Here is an 18,100-nt window from a genome sequence, read left to right as displayed (position 1 = left end):
GGGATCTGCCCGTGCCGCGGACGCCGAAGGGCCGGGAAGCGGTATCCCCGGCCCCGGTGCGCGGCACGAAGCGTCAGAGGCCACGGCGAGCGCGAGGCCCGGCAGGGTCGTCGCGGTGACCCCGGCGGTCGCGCACGGCTCAGCCCAGCCAGGACGCCTCGGCCAGGGCCCGGGCCGCGGCGTCGGCGTAGGTCGCGGCGGCCAGCCAGGCCTGCGCGAACGCGGTGCCGTCGTCGTCGCCGAGGCGGCCGAACGCGTTGCGCGGGCGGTCGTTCGCGGCATCGAGGAGCCGGTCGAGCAGCGCCGCGCCGGCGTCGAGCCGGGCCCGCCGCAGCCGGCTCGCGTCCGACGGGCCCCGGCCCGCCGGGAACGTGAGCATGACCCGGCCGCCGTTGACCGTGCGCTCGACCTGCGCGCTCAGCAGCTGCAGCGCCGGATCGCGCACGGCCGGGCGCCACACCTCCTCGGCGGCGGCCCCGGCCGCGGCCGGGCGGGCCGCCGGCACCTCCTCGCGCAGGTGCTCCTGCGGCAGCTGGCTGCCGTGGAGCCGGTCGAACGCGAGGTCGGCGTGGCCGTCGACCCGCCACCGCTCGCCCTCGACCGGCGCGACGGCCAGCGGGAGCACCGTGCCGGGCCGCCCGGGGTCGGGCCGCGCGATCAGCAGCATCCGCAGGCCGGGCGCCCGGCCGAGCACCCGCAGGTTCTCCCGGTAGCCGAGGGCCGGATGGTCCACGGCGACCCGCAGCGTGAGCGGGGTGCCGTCGGCGTGCTCGGCCTGGATCGCGTCCCCGTCCGTACCGCGGATCGTCACCGTCAGGAACAGCAGATCGGCCCCCGCGACCCGCTCGGTGACCGGCACCGCGAGCGCCGCGAACGCCCGGTGCACCTGCGCGGCGACCGGCTCCGCCCACAGCCCGGCCAGCGGCTCCTCGTGCCAGGCGGCCCCGGAGGCGGTGACCGCCCGCACCCCCCGCCCGGCCCCGAGCCGGCCGCCGCCGGCCGCGGTCGCGCCGGTGACCACGAGCCCCGCCCGGGTGAACCCGCGGTGCGTCAGCGCCGTCTCGCCCATCGCCAGGGTCGCGTCCCCGCCGCGGGCCGCGCGCCTCGCGTCGCCGGGCATCACGTCGGCGACCATCCACAGGCGGCCGTCGCGATCCGCCGCGTACGTCACGACCCCCGCGTGCCCCGTCCCGGCCAGCACCGCCGTGGAGCACAGGCCGTACAGGCGCAGGCTCCCCTCGACGTGGTACTGCCGCCGCGCCGTGCCCAGCTCGGTGCTCGCCCCGGTCCGCAGCGCGTGCGTGACGAGCAGCAGCTCCCGCATCGCCTCGCTGAGATCCGCGAGCCGGTAGTGCGGGTCGTCGCCGCGGGCCGCCTGCAGCAGCGTGGCCACGACCCGGGCCGCGGCCGCCGGCTTGTAGACCTTCGTCGCCTGCGCCTCGTGGGCCGCCCGCAGCAGCGCCGCCCGCGCCACGGTCCCCGACCCGCTGACCCCGTCGCCGAGCACCGCCACGGCCGCCCGCCAGACATGCTCGACGGCCGCCCGCTGGGCCACCCCGAGCTCGTCACCCGGCTCCTCGGCCGCCTTGGCCTCGACCGCGGCACCGGGCTCGACCGCGGCACCGGGCTCGACCGCGGCACCGGGCTCGACCTCGGCCCCGGGCTCGACCTCGGCCCCGGCTTCGGTCTCGGCCCCGGTCGTCGCTTCCGGCGCCGCGGCGGCGTCCCAGACCGGCGCGTTGGACAGCACGCCCGCGCGGTGCAGGCAGTTCGGCGCCAGCAGGCAGGTGCACGTCACCTCCGCGGCCGTGCGCACCACGCCGCCCGGCGCCAGCAGCGTGACGGTCGTGGCGTCGTCGATCGCCACCGTGTACCGCTCCCCGTCGGCCACCACCGCCAGCCCCGCGAACCGCCCCGCGGCGTCGTCGAGCTTCTTGCGCAGCCGGGCCGGCAGCCCGTCGACCGCCTCCACCAGGACCGGCGGGTCGATCGGGGGCAGCGATGCGTTCACGGTTTCACCTTCTCCGCGACCCAGCGGGCCAGCTCCAGGGGGCTCAGCGCGGCCACCGGCATCCCGGCCGCGACGAGCTGTGCGGCGACGGACACCGAGTACCGCGGGCGCCCCGCGTCGTCCAGGCTCGCGCAGCCGAGCACGGTGACGCCCGACTCGGCGAGCGCCCGCGTCTCGGCCAGCAGCCCGCCCAGCGGGTAGCCCTCCTCGAAGTCGCTGACGAGGACCACGAGGGTCCGCGACGGTACGGTCACGAGGCTCCGCGCGTGCCGCAGCCCCTTCGCGATGTGCGTCCCGCCGCCGACCCGCACCTCCAGCAGCAGGCCGAGCGGATCGCTGACCCGCTCGGTCAGGTCCACGACCTCGGTGGAGAAGGCGACGAAGTGCGTCGTGAGCGCCGGCACCCCGGCCAGGATCGCCCCGGTCAGCGCCGACCAGATGATCGAGGCCTCCATCGACCCGGACACGTCCACGACGAGCACGAGCCGCCAGTCGACCCCGCGGCGCGCCCGGGTCCTGAACACCGGCCGCTGCGGGATGACCCGCACGCGCCCGTCCTCGCCACGCCGGGTGGTGGCCAGGTTCGCCCGCAGCGTGCGCGGCAGGTCCAGCGGCCCGCCCGGCCGGTACGTCGGCCGCGGTGTGCTGATCCCCGCGAGCGCCGGCCGCAGCCGGGTCGCGAGCCGCCGCGTGAGCTCGTCGACGATCCGGGCCACGAGCGGCCGCAGCCGGGCCAGGGAGCTCTCGGGCATGCCGCCGGCGAGCGACAGCACGGTCTGCAGCAGCTCGACCGAGGGGTTGACGGCCTCGGGTTCGAGCAGCATGACGGCGTCGCGCCGCCCGCCCTCGGCCGCCCGGGCGAGCACCTCCTCGCGGATGCCGGGCCCGAACAGCGCCGAGAGCTCCTCGGCCCATTCCCGCACGCCGGGGAACGGCGCCTCCCGCCCGGCCCGTCCGGCCGCGTCGGCCGCGGAGCCCTCGCCGCGGCCCCGCCCGTACAGCTCGTCGAGCGCGGTGGCGTATCGCCGGGCGGAGGCACCCAGCTGCTGGTCCTCCCGCCCGAGCAGCAGCCGCCACCGGTCGACGACGGCCAGGCTCCGCCCGGCCCGGTCGGCTGTGGTCGCGGCGGGTTCGGTCGTGTCCGTTGTGGTCGCGGCGGGTTCGGTGGTGTTCGGTGTGGTTGCGGCGGGCTGGGTGGTGTTCGGTGTGGTTGCGGCGGGCTGGGTGGTGTCCGGTGTGGTCGCGGCGGACGGGGCGGGGTCCGGTGCCGTCGCGGGTGGCATCAGGCCCAGCGACTCCACGGCGGCGCGTCCCGCCCGGTCCGCGAGCAGGCGCCGCAGCAGGGCCGACGGGTCCACGTCGGCGACGTCGGCCGGGGTGGTGTCGCCGAGGCGGTCGCGCACGACCGTCAGCAGCCGGTCCCGCCCCGCCGGGCTCACCGCCTGGAACCCGCCCCGCAGCGCCGGCAGCCGGGCCAGGAACGCGTCGTCGGGCAGCGTCGCGACCCGGTCGAGCAGCCCGTCCAGCGCATCGGGGCCGGACTGCAGCAGCGGTTCCGCGGCGGCCAGCAGCCCCCGCAGGTGCCCGAGCAGCCGCCGCCGGGCGTCGTCACCGGCCGCCGCGTCCACCCAGGACGCGACGCGCGCGCCGAGCACGGCCGGCTCCGCGAGCCCGAGCAGCACCTCGACCGCGCCGGCCGCGGCCGCCATGGTCGGCGTGCCGTTAGCGGCCAGCCGGCGCAGCGCGTCGGCGAGCCGCAGCCCCACCCCGGCGGCGTCGGCGCGCCGGCCCAGCGCCACGAGCGCGTGCACGTCGGCGAGGTCGTCGGAGCCGGTGAGGCCGTCGACCTGCCGTACCGCCGCCGCCTCCAGCGCATCGCCCAGCGCCCCGAGGTCGGCCAGACCCGCCGCGACCGCGGCCGGCATCCCCGGGACGTGCCCGTGGCGCAGCCGGTCGAGCAGGCCCAGGGCGGCCATCAGCTCCTCGAGGGTGGCGCTCGCCGGGACGTGCTCGGCGACCTCGGCGAGCCGCTCGGCCGCCAGCCCCGCCAGCCCGCACTCGGCCGCCGCCGCCAGCCCGCCGATGATCTGCGCCGCGGTCGCGCCCTCCGCGCCCTCCTCGCGCCGCCGCCGCTCCCGCAGCGCCCCCTCGGCGGCCTGGGCCAGCGTCACCCCGCGCACCCCGGCGACGTCGAGCATCGCCTCGGTCCCCGGCGTCCACTCCACGCTCCACCGCGTGGTGAGCGCGTCGACCCCGGCCGTGCCCTCCACCCCGGTGGGCTCGGCGTAGGGGATCCGGCACGCCGCGAGCTGGCGCAGGGCCACGTCCCGGCGCCGGTCGAGCTCGGAGCGCAGCGGGTCGAGCCGCAGATCCTTCACCGCCGCACCGGCCACGGGCAGCCGCAGCTGTTCGAGCAGCGCGGTCACCGCCGGGCGCAGTCCCGACCGCGGCGCCCCCGCCGCCAGCGAGCCGCGCACGTCGCCGACGAGCACCGCCTCCATCGCGTTCGCGACGACGCGCCCGCGCCCGAGCACCTCCCCGTGCGCGAGCACGCTCTGCAGCGCCTCGACGAGCTCCCCCCGCCCGGGCGCGGGCAGCCCGCGCAGGCGGGCGAGATCGCCGGCCAGCCGCACGACCTCCCGGGCCTCGGCGGGCCCGGCGGGGTGCCCGCCGGCCCGCACCCGCGCACAGACCTCGACGACGGAGGCGAGCGCGGCCGCTTCCACGCCGTCGGCCCGCCCGGCGGCGTCGAGCACGGCCTGCTGCCACCGCGGGTCCCGAATCCCGGCCGGGTACCCGGACCGCGAGTCGAGCAGCGCGAAGCTGTACGGCACCAGCGACGTGACCACGTCCGGCTCCGCCGCGCCCCGCTCGCTCGCGAACGCCTCTTTCGACCCGGGCCCGGCGACCTTCGCGCCGGGTCCCGTGTCCTTCGAGCCGGGTTCGGTGTTCTTCGCGCCGGGTTCGGTGTTCTTCGCGCCAGGTTCGGTGTTCTTCGAGCCGGAGCCGGAGCCGGCATCGGAGGCGGCGCTGGCGTCGGCGTCGGGGGCGGTCGGGTCGGTGAGCAGCGCGGCGGCGTGGAACGAGCCGACGACGGCCGCCACCCGCCGGTCCCCGGCCGCGGCCAGGCACCGGCGCATCCAGGCCTCGCGGCGCAGGTCCAGCTCGGACACGCCCGGCCCGGTGGCCGCGTCGGTCCGCATGGCCCACCCGACGAGCAGCGCCGCCCGCCGCACCGCCTCGGGGTCCGACCCGGGCGCGCGGGCCTCGACGACCCGGTCCCACATGTCCTCGTCGGGCCGCCCGCTGGCCGCCCGCCGCAGCGCGTCGCCGAACGCCGAACCCGGTCCCGACCCCGGCGCCGAACCCGGCGTCGGCCCCGGCCCCGGCGCCGAACCCGGCCCCGGCGAGTCCACGACCGGGGGCGACGCCGACGCGGGATCGTGCCAGACGCGGGACGCGAGCGGCAGATCGCACGGTACGACCTCGACCCCGTGCTTCGCCGCCCACCGCACGGCCACGAGCTCCGGCGAGAAGTCCGCGAACGGGTAGAACGCCGGGCTCCCGTCGGCCCCGCGCACCCCCGCGAGCGCGACCGGCGCGGCGGTGCCCGGGTCGGCCAGCCAGGGCAGCCAGGAGGCGAACTCGGCCGGCAGCTCGAGCAGCAGCACCTCGGGCCGGAACCGGTCGAGTAGCTCCGCGATCACCACCGACAGCGCGGGGGAGTGGTGCCGCACCCCGATGAGGAACGGCGCCGTGGCCCCCGCCAGGGTCGCGAGCGCCTCGTCCGGATCGACCCCGGCGAGCCCGGGGAGCCCGCCCTCGCCGACCGCACCCCCGGCCCCGCTCACGCGCGGCGGAGGTGCGCCGTGCCCGTGGGGCGGAGGTGCGCTGTCTCCGTGGGGCGGAGGTGCGCTGTCTCCGTGGGGCGGAGGTGCGCTGTCTCCGTGGGGCGACGGCGCGCTGCCCGCAAGCGGCGTGCCGTCGCCGGCTGCGTCACGGCTTGAGGACATCGCGCAGTTCCCACAGCCGGCTCCACAGGCGGGCGCCCTCCTCGGCGCGGCGGCGCACCGCGCCGTCCCAGTAGCCCAGCAGCTTCGCGCCGTCGGCCGGGTCGTCCTTGCACACGACGCCCTGCAGGTGGGCGGGGAGCAGGGACAGGACGTCGCGGTCGCCCGGGAAGTAGGCGGCGGCGAGGCCCAGCGAGGTCGCCACCGCGACCGCCTCCGCCGTGCTCATCACCGTCGACGGGCGCTCGACCTCCCAGCCCTCGACCGACCGCCCGGCCCGCAGGTCGCGGAACGCGGTCACCAACGCCTCGAGGACCGCCTCGTCCACCTCGAACGGCGTGCGGACCCGGTCCAGGGCCGCCCGCGCCTGCCGGCCGACCAGCGCCGTCTCCTGCGCCAGGTCGGGGATCGGGCCCACGGTCTCGAAGTTGAAGCGGCGCTTGAGGGCCGCCGACATCTCCGACACGCCCCGGTCGCGCAGGTTCGCGGTGGCGATGAGCGTGAAGCCCGGCGCGGCGTGCACGGTCGCGCCGGCGGTGCCGGACAGCTCCGGCACCGCGATGCGCCGGTCGGACAGGATCGACACCATCGCGTCCTGCACCTCCGGCAGGCACCGCGTGATCTCCTCGATCCGCGCCACCTGCCCGGCCCGCATCGCGGTCAGCACCGGCGACGGCACGAGCGCCTCCGGGCTGGGGCCGTGCGCGAGCAGCAGCGCGTAGTTCCAGCCGTATCGCAGCTGGTCCTCCGTCGTGCCGGCGGTGCCCTGCACCACCAGCTCGCTCGTGCCGCACACGGCCGCCGCCAGCAGCTCCGACAGCATCGACTTGGCGGTGCCGGGCTCGCCGACGAGCAGCAGCCCGCGCTCCCCGGCGAGGGTGACCACACACCGCTCGACGAGGGCGCGGTCGCCGACGAACTTCCGGGCGATCTCCAGCTTCGCCGGCACGCCCTCGGGCCGCGTGCCCTTGGGCAGGGCCAGCTCCCCGTCGCTGCCGACGATGAACGTGACGACGGCGCGCGGGGTCAGCCGCCACCCGGGCGGGCGCGCCCCGCCGTCGAACGCGGCGAGGAACGCGAGCTCGGTCGCGTGCGCGTGCTCGGCGGGATCGACCTGCCGGGGAGCGGTCACAGTGGCGGTCATGAACGGCCCTTCCAGACTGACGCGGACAACGAAACAGCAATCATCGACGGCCCCGCGTCTGCAGCTGCTCGAAGCGCGGCGTGTCGCCGGACGTGATCCGCTCCCACGCGATCGCGAACAGCTGCGGCGCCGGCGCGACCGGGACCACGGCCCCGAGCGCGGTGCCGTCCTCGCCCGCCCCGATGAGCAGCGGCAGCTTCCACCGCTCCAGCGGCGGCAGCGGCGCCTTCCACGCCATCCACCCGCCGGGCAGGAACAGCGACCGGCCCGCGCGCGGCCGCTTGGCCTCCACGACGAGGTCGGTGCCGAGCAGCTCGGCGCGGGCGGCCTTGAGCCGGGCCGGCTTCCACCCGGTCCACCCGGCCACGTTGCGGTCGGTGGGGTCGGGCAGGGCCAGCAGCTGCAGGTAGAGCGTGGCGGCGTCGGCGCCGAGCCCGTGGCGGGCGGCGACCTCGGCGACGAGCTGCGGCGCGGAGCGCGACGGGTCGTGCGGCGCCTCGACGTCGGGCGCGTCGAGCCAGCGCGCGATGTCGTCGCCGAGGATCGCCCGCAGCGCCACGATGCCCTGCGGCGCGCCGTCGAGGGCCGCGATGAACGCGTCGACCCGCCGGTCGCCGGGGCCGTCCATGCGGGCCGTGCGGACCCGGGCCCGCCGCCAGTAGCCCTGGGCGGAGATCACGAACAGCCCGGCGTCGAGCTCGTGCTCGCCGCGCTCGACGTCCAGCCCCAGCTGGGCGAGGGCCTTCTCCATCGCGGTCTCGTCGGCGCCGGCGACGGCCACCTCGAAGGCCGGGTCCCGGGTGAGCCGGCGCACGGACTCCAGCACGCCGGGCAGGTTGGCCCGGATCGGGTCGCCGGCCGGGAGGCGGCGCACCAGCCAGGGCAGGCCGCGGGCGACGGAGAGGAGCAGCTCGGCGCCGTCGACGCCCTGGCCGGGCGCCTGCAGCCACCTGCACGTGCCCGGGTTGGCCACGCCGTGCAGGAACGACGACGGGCTCAGGGCGGACTGGCTGGCGGCCCGGCGGAGCTCGGTGATGAGCTCGTCGCTCACCGGGGTGCGGGCGCCGACCTGCCCGGTCCGCCAGGCGCCGAACCGCGCCGGGTCGGGCCCGGTGGTCCACAGCCGTGCCGGGTCGGCGGGGATCAGCGCCGCGTGGGCGCCGCTGATCGTCGGGGCCAGCGTCGGGTCCCGCCGCAGGTGCTCGATCGCGGTCTCGATGGCGTAGGCGGTGACCGTCGGGTCGGCGGGCTCCCAGCCCTCCTTGACGGCCGACCACTGCCGCGCGTCGGCCGCGCCGGACAGCAGCACCGTGGCCTCGGCGAGGCTGATCCCGCCCGCGGCCGACAGCGCCCGGACCGTGTCCGGGTGCAGCAGCGCCGTGGACCCGCCGCCACCGCCGGCGGCGAAGGCGCGGCCGGCCGCGACGAACCGCAGCACGCCGTCGCGGTCGAGGCCGTGGCGGTCGTAGTCGCGCGCGAAGCGGATCTCGTGTCCCTGCACCGCCCCGAACCGGCCGTCGGCCGAGTGCTCAACGCCGATGGCCGTGCCGTCGTGCGGCGAGACCTGGAACGGCAGGAACGTGCGGCCGGGGCCGGACTCGTAGGGCTGCCCGACCGTCGTCGCGGGCCGCCCGTTGTCCGGGGCGATCCCGACCCGGCGGGTGCGCCCGGCGCCGTCGAGCAGCCCGGAGCCGGCGATCACCTCGAGCGCGTCCAGCAGCGCGGCGCGGTGCTCCGGCTTCGTGGCCGGGGACGCCGCCCGCAGGACGACCGAGGGCAGCACGCCGAGCGTGTCCCACCAGTCGAGGTCGCCGCTGCGGCACCAGGCATCGAGCGGGGTGCGGGGCTCGCCGCCGGTGAGCGCGGCGCCGCCGTCCATGAAGTGCCTGACCCACTCGCGGCCGTGGTCGTAGCAGCTGGGGATGAGGCCCGAGAGGGCGTCGTTGAGCACGCCGTCCGCGGCCAGATGGGCGTCGGGGTCCCGCAGCGCGGCGGCCGCGGGGCCGCCGGCCAGGATCTCCTCGGTGACGCCGGTGAGCCGGGCCAGCCGCAGCGCCGAGCGGGCCGCGTGCCGCACCACCCCGCCGACGCCGGCGAGCAGCGCCGGGTGGCTCAGCTGCGGCAGCGCCGCCCGGACCGCGTCGCGGACGGCCTCGTCGGTGATGGTGGCCCGGTCGGCCTCGGCGCCGGCCAGCGCCGCGACCGCCTGCATCAGCGCGCCGGCCGCGTCGTCGCCGAACGCCCGCAGCGCGCGCGAACCGGCCTCGTCGCGGGGGCGCAGCTGGTGCCAGAACGCCACGTGCGGCACCAGCGCGGTGGCCTCCGCGAACGGGCCGCTCTCGCCGGTGGTGCTGGTCCGGGCGAAGCAGAACCCGTCGGGCGTGTAGAGCTGCACGACCACGGCCCGCCAGGCGCGCTCGACGTAGAGGCCGTGCACCGTGTCGGAGCCGGGGAAGCGGATGCCGCCGCTGAGCACGCCGACGTTGCCCGAGCGGGACGCGGGCGGGTCGGCCATCGCGAACGCGCGGCCGTCGACGCCCTCGCCGGCCTGTCCGCCGCCGGTGCGCCGCACCCGCCAGCCGACGAGCCCGTCGTGGGCGCCGAGCGGGCTCTGCGCCATGCGCGGCGAGGCCGGCCGGATGCCGCAGTTGGCGGCGTCGAGCTGCTGGCCGTCCCTCGCGCCGTCCTCGAAGAAGCGCGGCAGCGAGGCGCGGCCGCGTTCGCCGGTGGCGGCGTCGTACTCGTACCACCGCGACGCGGCGTCGGGCTCGTGCCGCAGCACCCAGTGGTGCCGCCCGTCGCTCACGACCGCGCCGAGCTCCTGCGCCTTGCGGTCACCCGCCCGCAGCGGCCGCCCGCCCGCGGTGCGCCCGCCCCCGGGCAGCGCGAGGGAGTGCTCGCCGAGGTCGTTGAGCCCGTCCTCGGCGGCGGTGAACACGTCGTCGGGGGCGCCGCTCCAGTAGCCGGCCCGCTCCCCGCCGCGGTTCCAGCCCACCAGCAGCTGCCCGTCGACGTAGCGGACCGCGACGTGCCACGAGTAGCGCAGCTCCTCGGCCGGGACCCGCAGCGTGTGGTCGAGCTCGACGCCCTCGTCGCCGATCACGAGCACCCGGTCGTTGCGCCGCAGCACCAGCGCCGGCCACTGCGGGGTGATGAACAGGTTCTCGGTCAGCGCGCCGCGGTCCAGGCCGCCGAGCATCCCGGCGGCGGCCTCCAGCGCGGGCCACCCGAGCTCGTCGAGGACCCCGGCCCGCAGCGTCCGGCCGAGCACCGGGCCGAGGTCGAACGCGGTGATCCGGGCGATCGCCTCCGGGTTGACCGCGAGCCCGTCCGGGGAGGCGACGAGGGTGAGCCGGTCGAGCTCGTGCCCGATCGTGGTCAGGCCCTGCGCCTCGACCCGGTCGGCGAGGCGGTCCAGCCACCAGTGCAGCGCGATGCGCAGGCCGGGCACCGCGACCACCTGGGTGACCTTGGCCGCGTCGACCTTGGCCTCCTGCGAGCGGTACCACGTGTGGAGGTGACCCTCGATGCTCGCGGCGACCAGCGCGCGCAGGCGCTCGTGGCCGGCCACGGCGCTGAGGTCGCGACGGCCCTCGCCGTCGTCGCCGAGCCAGACCCCGACGTCGCACCGGGCGTGCTCGTGGGGCTCGGCCACCGGCACGTCCAGGCTCAGCGCGAGGTCGGCCAGGTCCAGGTCGACGCGGCCGTGCGAGGTGGCCAGCTCCAGCGGCGTGCCGTCGGCGATGAGCCGCGGCGCCATCCGCTCGGCGAGCGCGAGGTAGCGCGCGCTGCGCCGCTTGCGCCAGCCCCGGCTGCGGTCGGCGCGCACGAGCCAGCCCGCGGGCCCGTCCGGCGACTCCGCGGCCGGGTCGACGGTGCCGGCCGCGCCGGTGAGCGCGTCGGTGGCCCCGGTCTCCTCCAGGATCTCCAGCCACGTCTCGAACGGGCAGTCCTGCGGGAACATGCCGAGCAGCTGGCCGCGGACCTTCGGGTCGCGCCGGGCGATGCGCAGCAGGGCCGGCCGGTACGCCTTCCAGAAGCCGCCCGGCGCCCGCAGCAGCGACGGCGCCGCGAGCAGCTCGGTCAGCAGCGCCTCGTCCTCCTGCGGGCCGAGCTTGGCCGCCTTGGCCAGCCGCCCGAGGTCGACGTGCATCTGCGCGTAGGGCGGCATCCCGCCCAGCGTCCGCTCCAGGCACAGCCGCCGGAACCGCTCGTAGGCGACCGCGGGCGTGCACCGCCCGGCGAGGTCGCGGGCGTGCTGGGCGAGGGACTTGGCGGTCAGGGCGCCCGCGAGGGCGAACTCGAGGAAGACGGTGTGCTGCCGCTCCTCGTCGATCTCCAGCGCGTAGGTGCGCTCGGCCTCGCGGGCCTTGCCGAACATGCTCGCCGCGTAGGTCTGGCTGTCGGCGGCCAGGAACGCGCGGGCCGCCTCCTCGTAGAACGTCGGCAGGAAGTGCGGCACCGCGCGGGCCAGCCGGTCGCCGAGCTCGTTGAAGCCGTCGCGGGCCGGGCCGATGCGGGACTTCGCGACCCGCACGAGCCGCTCGATGTCCTTCACCAGGGCCAGCGCGTGGTGGCCGTTGGCGGGGTCGTGCACGAGCGCCCAGGCGGGGAAGCCCAGCGCCTGCTGGCGGACCACGCCGACCTCGGCGACGGTCTGCGGCGCGGCGAAGCCCAGGAACTCCATCGTGAGGTCCTCGGCCTGCCCGAGCGTGCCCGGCACGAGCCGGACCACCGTGCGCTCGCCGAGCACCGGGTGCGAGTACGCACGAGTCGTGAGCGTGTCGACGGTGTCCTGCCCGACGGAGGACCCGAGCGGCAGCACCGCCCCCGCATCCAGCAACGCCTCGCTCATGCCGCGACCTCCGCTTCGCTCCGGCCGCGCCATGACGACCCCTGTGCTGCCTGGTGAGCGGCCACTCCGCTTCGCTCCGTACCGCTCACGCGTCCTCCTCCTTCGACTCCTCGACGACCCGGCCGGCGTAGAGCGCCGCGGCCATGCGCATGCCTTCGGACCACGCGACCGGCCCCACCTCGGCGAGCGGGATCGACTTGCCGTCGGGGTGGACGAACACCAGGTCGCCGGTCTCGGCCTCCGTGTAGGGATCGTCGGCCCCGACCCAGCTGCGGGCCTCCAGGCCGCGCCCGTCCTCGAACACGCGGCAGACCGCGTAGCCGCCCCGCACCGGATAGCCCAGCGCACCGGCCCGGGCGAGCAGGTGCCGCAGCTCGGCGAAGCGGCCGCCGGCGTAGTCGCGCACGCTCGCCGCGCCCGGCTCCAGCTGCGCCGGGCGGGCCCAGGTCTGGCGGAAGAGCTGGTCGACGGATTGCTTGACGCCGAGGTCGGCGGCGAACTCGCGCAGATCCTCCAGGTCCGGCAGGCGCGTCGGGTGCGGCACCGCGACCCGCTCGGCCGGGAGCCGGACCGTCTCGCCGTCGAGGTTCACCACGCCGATGCCGTCGGCGGTGGCGTCGCGCAGGAACCCGGCCTCGTCGGGGTCGAACGAGCCGTCCTCGTCGAGCACCGCCACCACGAGGTCGGTCAGCGCCGCGCGCCACGTCTCGTCGGGCCAGACCCGGGCCAGCAGCTCGGCCGGCACCGGCAGGGAACGGATCATCCACAGGTCGACCTGCTCGCGGACCTCGGCCTCGTGCCGGCCCAGCCACTCGGTCAGCTGCCGCAGCCCGGCCACCACCGGGTCGTCGCGCAGCGCCGGGGGCAACGCCCTGAGCACTTTGCCCTTCTGATTACGGCACGCTATGCGCCCTGCATCCAGGGTCACCTCATAGCCGCCGCCGGCCGCGAGCCACGCCATGCGGGTTGCCTCCGTTCCCTCGCCCATCGGATGCCCGGCACACTAGCGAGGGGGTGCGACATTTTTCCGCGAGGTGGCATCGTGGACGGCATGTGCAGGAACATTCGCGTGCTGAACAACTTCGAGCCACCCGCGACCGAGGATGAGATCGAGGCCGCCGCGCTGCAGTACGTGCGCAAGGTCGCCGGCATGACCCGCCCGGCCGCGGTGAACCAGGAGGCGTTCGACGCCGCCGTGCGCGCGGTCACCGAGGCGACCCGGACACTGCTGGACAACCTGGTGACCCGCACCCCGCCGCGCGACCGCGAGGTCGAGGCCGCCCGGGCCCGGGCGCGCGCCGAGCAGCGCTACGGTCCGCGCGACCCGCAGTAGCCGTGCGGTTGCCGCCGGCCCTCGGGCCGGACCGGGAGGCCGGCCGGCGCGGGCACGAACGCGCGGGACATCGGGCCACCGATGTGGACGAGTTGCCGCAATAATGTCGTTGCACCGCTCCCGCCTGTGCCGCACTGGGGGCACGCCGAGGGGGCGGGGGCGTGCCGGCCGTGTCACCTCGAGGTCCGCCCTGGGAGGCCCCCTGGTGACACGGCCGGAGCATGACCCCGACTCCGGCTGGACACGGAATGGATGGGCCGACGCGCCGATGCCCGCCGATGGCGGAGACGGGCACGATAGGCGTCGATGGGGTTGACGGAGCGGGTGCGGGCCGCGCTGGACTGGTCGCGGATCCCGGACGAGTCCGGCGAGGAGATCGTCCGGGCCAACGAGCAGCGCCTGGCCCGCATGGTCGCCTACGTCCGGCTGGCGACGGTGCCGTTCCTGGCCGTACCGCTGGTGCAGTGGCGCGACCTCCCGAGACCCTGGATCGTGCTGCTGGCCCTGCTCGCCGCGGCCGCCTGGGCCCTGTTCGTCCTGCGCCGCGTCCGGCGCAACGACGGCCTGCGCGACGACCAGCTCCTGGCCTTCGCCGACGTCGCGTTCTGCGTCGCGCTCATGGCCGCCGGCTCCCGGGCCGCCCTGCCCGAGCAGCGCAACGCCGTGCTCACCGAGCTCGTCCCGGTCAGCCTCGTCAGCCCCGTCGTGCTCGCCTTCGCCGTCGGGTTGCGGTGGCGGGCGGCCGCGGCCGTCGCGCTGCTCGGCGCCACCTGGGCGGCCTCGGTCTGGCCCGACGTCTCCCAGAAGCTGGGCTCCGACCTGCTCGGGTTCGTGGTCTGGTACATCGCCGGACTTGCCGTCGCGACCCTCATGCGCGGCATGGCGGCGCAGACGGCCGCGGCCGTGGCCCATGCCCGCCGCCTCGACCTCGCCCTGCACCGGGAGGGCTTCCGGCGCTCCCTGCACGACGGCGTGCTGCCGATCTTCGACGGGATCGCCCTGGACGAGCGCGTCGGGCGCGACACCCGCCGGGCCGCGCGCCGCGGCGCGATCCGGGCCCGGGCGCTGCTGTCCGCCGACGCGCCCGCCGGCGGCTTCGAGGCCCGCGTCTTCGACCTCGCGGCCACCTTCGCCGATCTCGGGCTGCTGCTGTTCCCGCGGGTGTACGTCCACGAGGAGCCCCCGCCCGAGGTCGCCGCCGCCCTGCTCTCCGCCGCGCACGAGGCCCTCGCGAACGCGCTGAAGTACGCCGGCCCCGACGCCGAGGTCGTCCTCTTCGCCGAGGCGACCGCGGACGGGGTGGAGATCTCGGTGCTCGACAGCGGCGCCGGCTTCGACCCCGCCAGCACCCCGCGCGGGCGCGGCTACACCTCGTCGCTGCCGGCCGTCACCGCGGCCGGCGCCGGCTGGGACGTCAGCTCGGCGCCCGGCCAGGGGACCAAGGTGGTGCTGCGGTGGCCGGCCCCGTAGTCGTGGTCGACGACCACCGCCTGGTCGCCGACCCGCTCGTCACCGTGCTCACCCCGCTGCTGGCCGGGCACGGCTTCACCCTGCGGCCCCTCGCGACGAGCGTCGCGGCGTGCCTCGCGTCCGGGCCGCCGGGCCTCGCCGTCTGCGACGTGATCCTCGAGACCGGGCTGTCGGGGGCGGAGGCGGTCAAGGCGCTCGTCGCGCACCGGTGGCGGGTGCTGCTCATCTCCGGGTACGCGCCCGAGGAGCAGACGCTGGACGCCATCGCCGCCGGGGCCGCCGGCTACGTGGAGAAGTCCGAGGACGCGGCCGGCCTCGTCGCCGCCGTGCGCGCCGTGGACGCCGACGGGCTGCACCTGTCCGCGGCCCTGGCCGCGATGTTCTACGCCGACCTGCGCCGCCGCCCCCTGCCGTCCGGCGCCGAGCTGGCCGCCGGCGACCTGCGGGTGCTGCGCGCGTGCGTGCAGGGCGAGCCGCTCGAGCGCGCCGCGCGGGGCTGCGGGCTGACCCCCGAGCAGGGCCGGGAGGCCGTGGCGCGGATCTTCGCCGCGGCCGTGGCCCGGCGCCAGCAGCACCAGCTGACCCCGCGCGAGCTGGAGGTGGTGCGGCTGGTCGGCTGCGAGCACCTGTCGACGGCGGCCGCGGCCCGGCGCCTGTTCGTCTCGATCGACACCGCGAACACCCACCTGCGCTCGATCCGCCGCAAGTACCACCTCGTGCACCCCGAGGCCCCGCGGAACCTGCCCCAGCGCACGGCCGCCCAGCTCTGGGCGCGGGAGCTGAACCTCTGCTGACCCCGCTCACCAGGACTGGGGAGTGCGACCCCTCCCCCCGAACCGGGAGAATCGAGGACACGGCGCGGTGGTCGCGCGGGGGGTGTGACCACCGCCCGGTTAGACTCGCCCGTGACCCGCCGGGCCGATCTTCTCGCCGTCGCGAGCTACGTGCTCGGCGCCGCCGTGATCTGCGGGCGGCTGCTCGCCCATCCCGGGCGGCGGCTGCCGTACACGCCCGGCGACCGCATCCAGGCCGAATGGCACCTCGCGCTGGCCGCCCGGCTGCTCGGGCGCGGCGGGAACCCGCTGCTCATCGACCGGATGAACGCGCCCGCCGGGGTCAACGCGATGGCGAACACGACGCAGTACGGCCTCGGGGTGCCCATGGCCCCGATCACCTGGCTGTTCGGCCCCGGTGTCGCGTTCGACGTGCTGATCGTGCTCGCCCTGAGCGGTACCGCGGCCGCCTGGTTCTGGCTCCTGTCCCGGCACGTCGTGGACTCCCGGCCCGCCGCCTGGGCCGGCGGCCTGGTCGGCGGGTTCGCGCCCAGCGTCGTCGGCCACGCCACCTTCCACCCCAACCTGGCCGCCCAGTTCCTCGTGCCCGTCATCGCGTGGCGGGTCGTGCGGATGCTCGATTCGCGGCGGCGGCTGCGCGACGGCCTCGTGCTCGCCGCGCTGATCGTGTGGCAGGTCTTCATCAACGAGGAGACGCTGTTCATCACGGCCCTCGCGCTCGGCGTGTTCCTGCTGCTGTGGCGCGGCGTGCGCTGGCGTCCCCTGCTGCCGGGCCTCGCCGTCGCGGCCGGGGCGTCGACCGCCGTGCTCGCGTACCCGCTCTGGTTCCAGTTCTTCGGCACCGGCGCCTACCACGGCGGCGAGCGCCAGATGACCGCCTTCCACACCGACCTGCTCGGCGTGACCTCGTTCTCCCGCACCTCGGTCGCGGTGCGCTGGAGCGAGTTCCCGCCCGCGCCCGGCTTCTCGGCCGAGCAGCACGCGCACCTGGGCTGGCCGATCATGCTGGCCGCGCTCGCGTTCGTGCTCTGGCAGCGGCGCGACCGCCTCACCCGCTCGCTCGCGATCACCGGCGCGGTCTTCCTCGCCCTCTCGCTCGGCACCGACCTGACCGTCGGCGGCCACCCGATCGGCATCCCCGGCCCCTACGCCCCGCTGGCGCGCCTGCCGCTCTTCGACACCCTGCTGCCGACCCGGCTCGGCGAGGTCCTGACCTGGTGCCTCGCCCCGATCACGGCCCTGGCCGCGGCGCGCTGCCGCCTGCCGTCCCGCCTGCTCACGGTCGGGCTGGCCGCCGCGCTGCTCGTCCCGGCCGCCCCCACGCCCACCCCGGTCGAGCACCGCCCGGCCGTCCCGTCGTTCATCACCGACGGCGCCTGGCGCGGCTACGTCGATGCCGATCATTCGGTACTGGTCGTGCCCCTCGCCGGCTTCGAGCACTGGACGGCGCTGTCCTGGTCGACCGCGACCGGCCTCGACCTGCGCCTCTCGCACGGCTACTTCCTCGGCCCCGAGGGCGGCGTCACCGGCCACCACGCGATCGTCGGCCCGCCGCCGCGCCCGCTGGACCGGCTGCTGCGCGATCCCCGGCCGGTCACCGACGCCGACCGCGCCGCGGCCCGGGCCGACCTCGCCTACTGGCGCACCGCCATCGTCCTGGCCCCGCCCGACCCCGCGTACGCGGCCCAGCGCCGGCTCCTCGACGACCTGTTCGGCCCCGGCCGGCTGATCGGTGGCGTCTGGCTGTGGGACGTGCGCGGGGTGCGGTAGGAACCCCCGGGCACGGCGTACGCGACACTGATCGCATGACAAGCCCGCTCGCCCGCCGAGTGTACGAGACCTGCCACCTCACCGGCTCCTTCCGCCTCCGGTCGGGGCAGGTGAGCGGCGAGTACTTCGACAAGTACCTGTTCGAGGCCGAGCCCGCCCTGCTGCGCGAGGTCGCCGAGGCGATGGTCGCGCTGCTGCCCGAGTGCGACGCCCTCGCCGGGATGGAGATGGGCGGCATCCCCATCGCGACCGTGATGTCGCAGCTCACCGGGTTGCCGACGGCCTTCGTGCGCAAGGAGGCGAAGGCGTACGGCACCGAGAAGGCGGCCGAGGGCTTCCCCGTCGCCGGCCGCCGGATCGCGGTGATCGAGGACGTGGTGACCACCGGCGGCGCGCTGCTGGCCTCGTGCCGGGCGCTGCGGGCCGAGGGCGCCGAGATCGTCGCGGTCGTCTGCGCGATCGACCGCGAGCAGGGCGGCCGCGCCAACCTGGCCGCCGAGGACCTGCAGCTGCGGCCCGCGCTCACCCGGGCCGATCTGGAGGCGGCGGTCCGGGCGCAGTGATGAGCCCCGTCGCCGGACGCCTCCTGGCTCCTTTTAGCGCACCGCAAATTCCCGTTATGCCTTCCTTCGCGGGCCGCTGCGGCCCCTGACCCGGCAGTACGGTCGGGGCCGTAGCCGTCGAGGTTGCCGCACGGGCCCCGGCCACGCCGA

At 77.0% G+C, this 18,100-nt stretch carries 10 protein-coding genes; 5 read left to right on the top strand and 5 right to left on the bottom strand.

Translation table 11 applies throughout. From position 1 onward, the window contains the following. Nucleotides 1–139 precede the first annotated feature (139 nt). The 5 genes from ACQP2P_RS34450 to ACQP2P_RS34430 all read right to left on the bottom strand — a co-directional run bounded on the left by ACQP2P_RS34450 (nt 140) and on the right by ACQP2P_RS34430 (nt 12,900). Nucleotides 140–2,011 (bottom strand): hypothetical protein, encoded by a 1,872-nt coding sequence (locus tag ACQP2P_RS34450; protein WP_433608065.1) that lies wholly within the window; start codon nt 2,009–2,011, stop codon nt 140–142. Beyond that, nucleotides 2,008–5,862 carry a DUF5682 family protein gene (locus ACQP2P_RS34445; RefSeq protein ID WP_433608063.1) on the bottom strand — a complete coding sequence of 1,285 codons (3,855 nt, stop codon included), beginning with the start codon at nt 5,860–5,862 and terminating at the stop codon, nt 2,008–2,010. Before ACQP2P_RS34445 ends, ACQP2P_RS34450 begins: the two co-directional genes overlap by 4 nt. Before the next feature lie 145 nt (nt 5,863–6,007). Further along, nucleotides 6,008–7,165 (bottom strand): ATP-binding protein, encoded by a 1,158-nt coding sequence (locus ACQP2P_RS34440; protein WP_433608061.1) that lies wholly within the window; start codon nt 7,163–7,165, stop codon nt 6,008–6,010. 40 nt (nt 7,166–7,205) lie between these two features. Continuing rightward, entirely contained in the window at nt 7,206–12,020 is a 4,815-nt protein-coding gene (locus ACQP2P_RS34435) for a hypothetical protein (protein ID WP_433608059.1), read from the bottom strand. Nucleotides 12,021–12,105: 85 nt separating this feature from the next. Continuing rightward, a complete protein-coding gene (locus ACQP2P_RS34430; protein ID WP_433608057.1) occupies nt 12,106–12,900 on the bottom strand; it encodes a DUF4132 domain-containing protein in 795 nt (264 codons plus the stop codon). A gap of 171 nt (nt 12,901–13,071) precedes the next feature. Here ACQP2P_RS34430 and ACQP2P_RS34425 point away from each other — a divergent pair, with 171 nt between their 5' ends. The 5 genes from ACQP2P_RS34425 to pyrE all read left to right on the top strand — a co-directional run bounded on the left by ACQP2P_RS34425 (nt 13,072) and on the right by pyrE (nt 17,950). Further along, nucleotides 13,072–13,353, top strand: a complete 282-nt coding sequence (locus ACQP2P_RS34425) for a DUF2277 domain-containing protein (RefSeq protein ID WP_433608055.1) — start codon at nt 13,072–13,074, stop codon at nt 13,351–13,353. Nucleotides 13,354–13,659: 306 nt separating this feature from the next. Then, on the top strand, nt 13,660–14,823 hold the full coding sequence (locus ACQP2P_RS34420; protein ID WP_433608053.1) for an ATP-binding protein: 1,164 nt from the start codon (nt 13,660–13,662) through the stop codon (nt 14,821–14,823). After that, a complete protein-coding gene (locus tag ACQP2P_RS34415; RefSeq protein WP_433608051.1) occupies nt 14,808–15,617 on the top strand; it encodes a response regulator transcription factor in 810 nt (269 codons plus the stop codon). The genes ACQP2P_RS34420 and ACQP2P_RS34415 overlap by 16 nt, the downstream gene beginning before the upstream one ends. 111 nt (nt 15,618–15,728) lie before the next feature. Next, nucleotides 15,729–17,387: a hypothetical protein gene (locus ACQP2P_RS34410; RefSeq protein ID WP_433608049.1), complete on the top strand. Its 1,659-nt coding sequence runs from the start codon at nt 15,729–15,731 to the stop codon at nt 17,385–17,387. A 35-nt stretch (nt 17,388–17,422) separates the two neighbouring features. Beyond that, nucleotides 17,423–17,950 (top strand): orotate phosphoribosyltransferase, encoded by a 528-nt coding sequence (gene pyrE, locus ACQP2P_RS34405; RefSeq protein WP_433608047.1) that lies wholly within the window; start codon nt 17,423–17,425, stop codon nt 17,948–17,950. Nucleotides 17,951–18,100: the final 150 nt, after the last annotated feature.

Source organism: Dactylosporangium sp. CA-139114, from assembly GCF_050955725.1.
Classification (GTDB): Bacteria; Actinomycetota; Actinomycetes; order Mycobacteriales; family Micromonosporaceae; genus Dactylosporangium.
The sequence above is the reverse complement of the archived record's forward strand: the minus strand, read 5'-3'. Positions and strand labels throughout refer to the sequence as shown.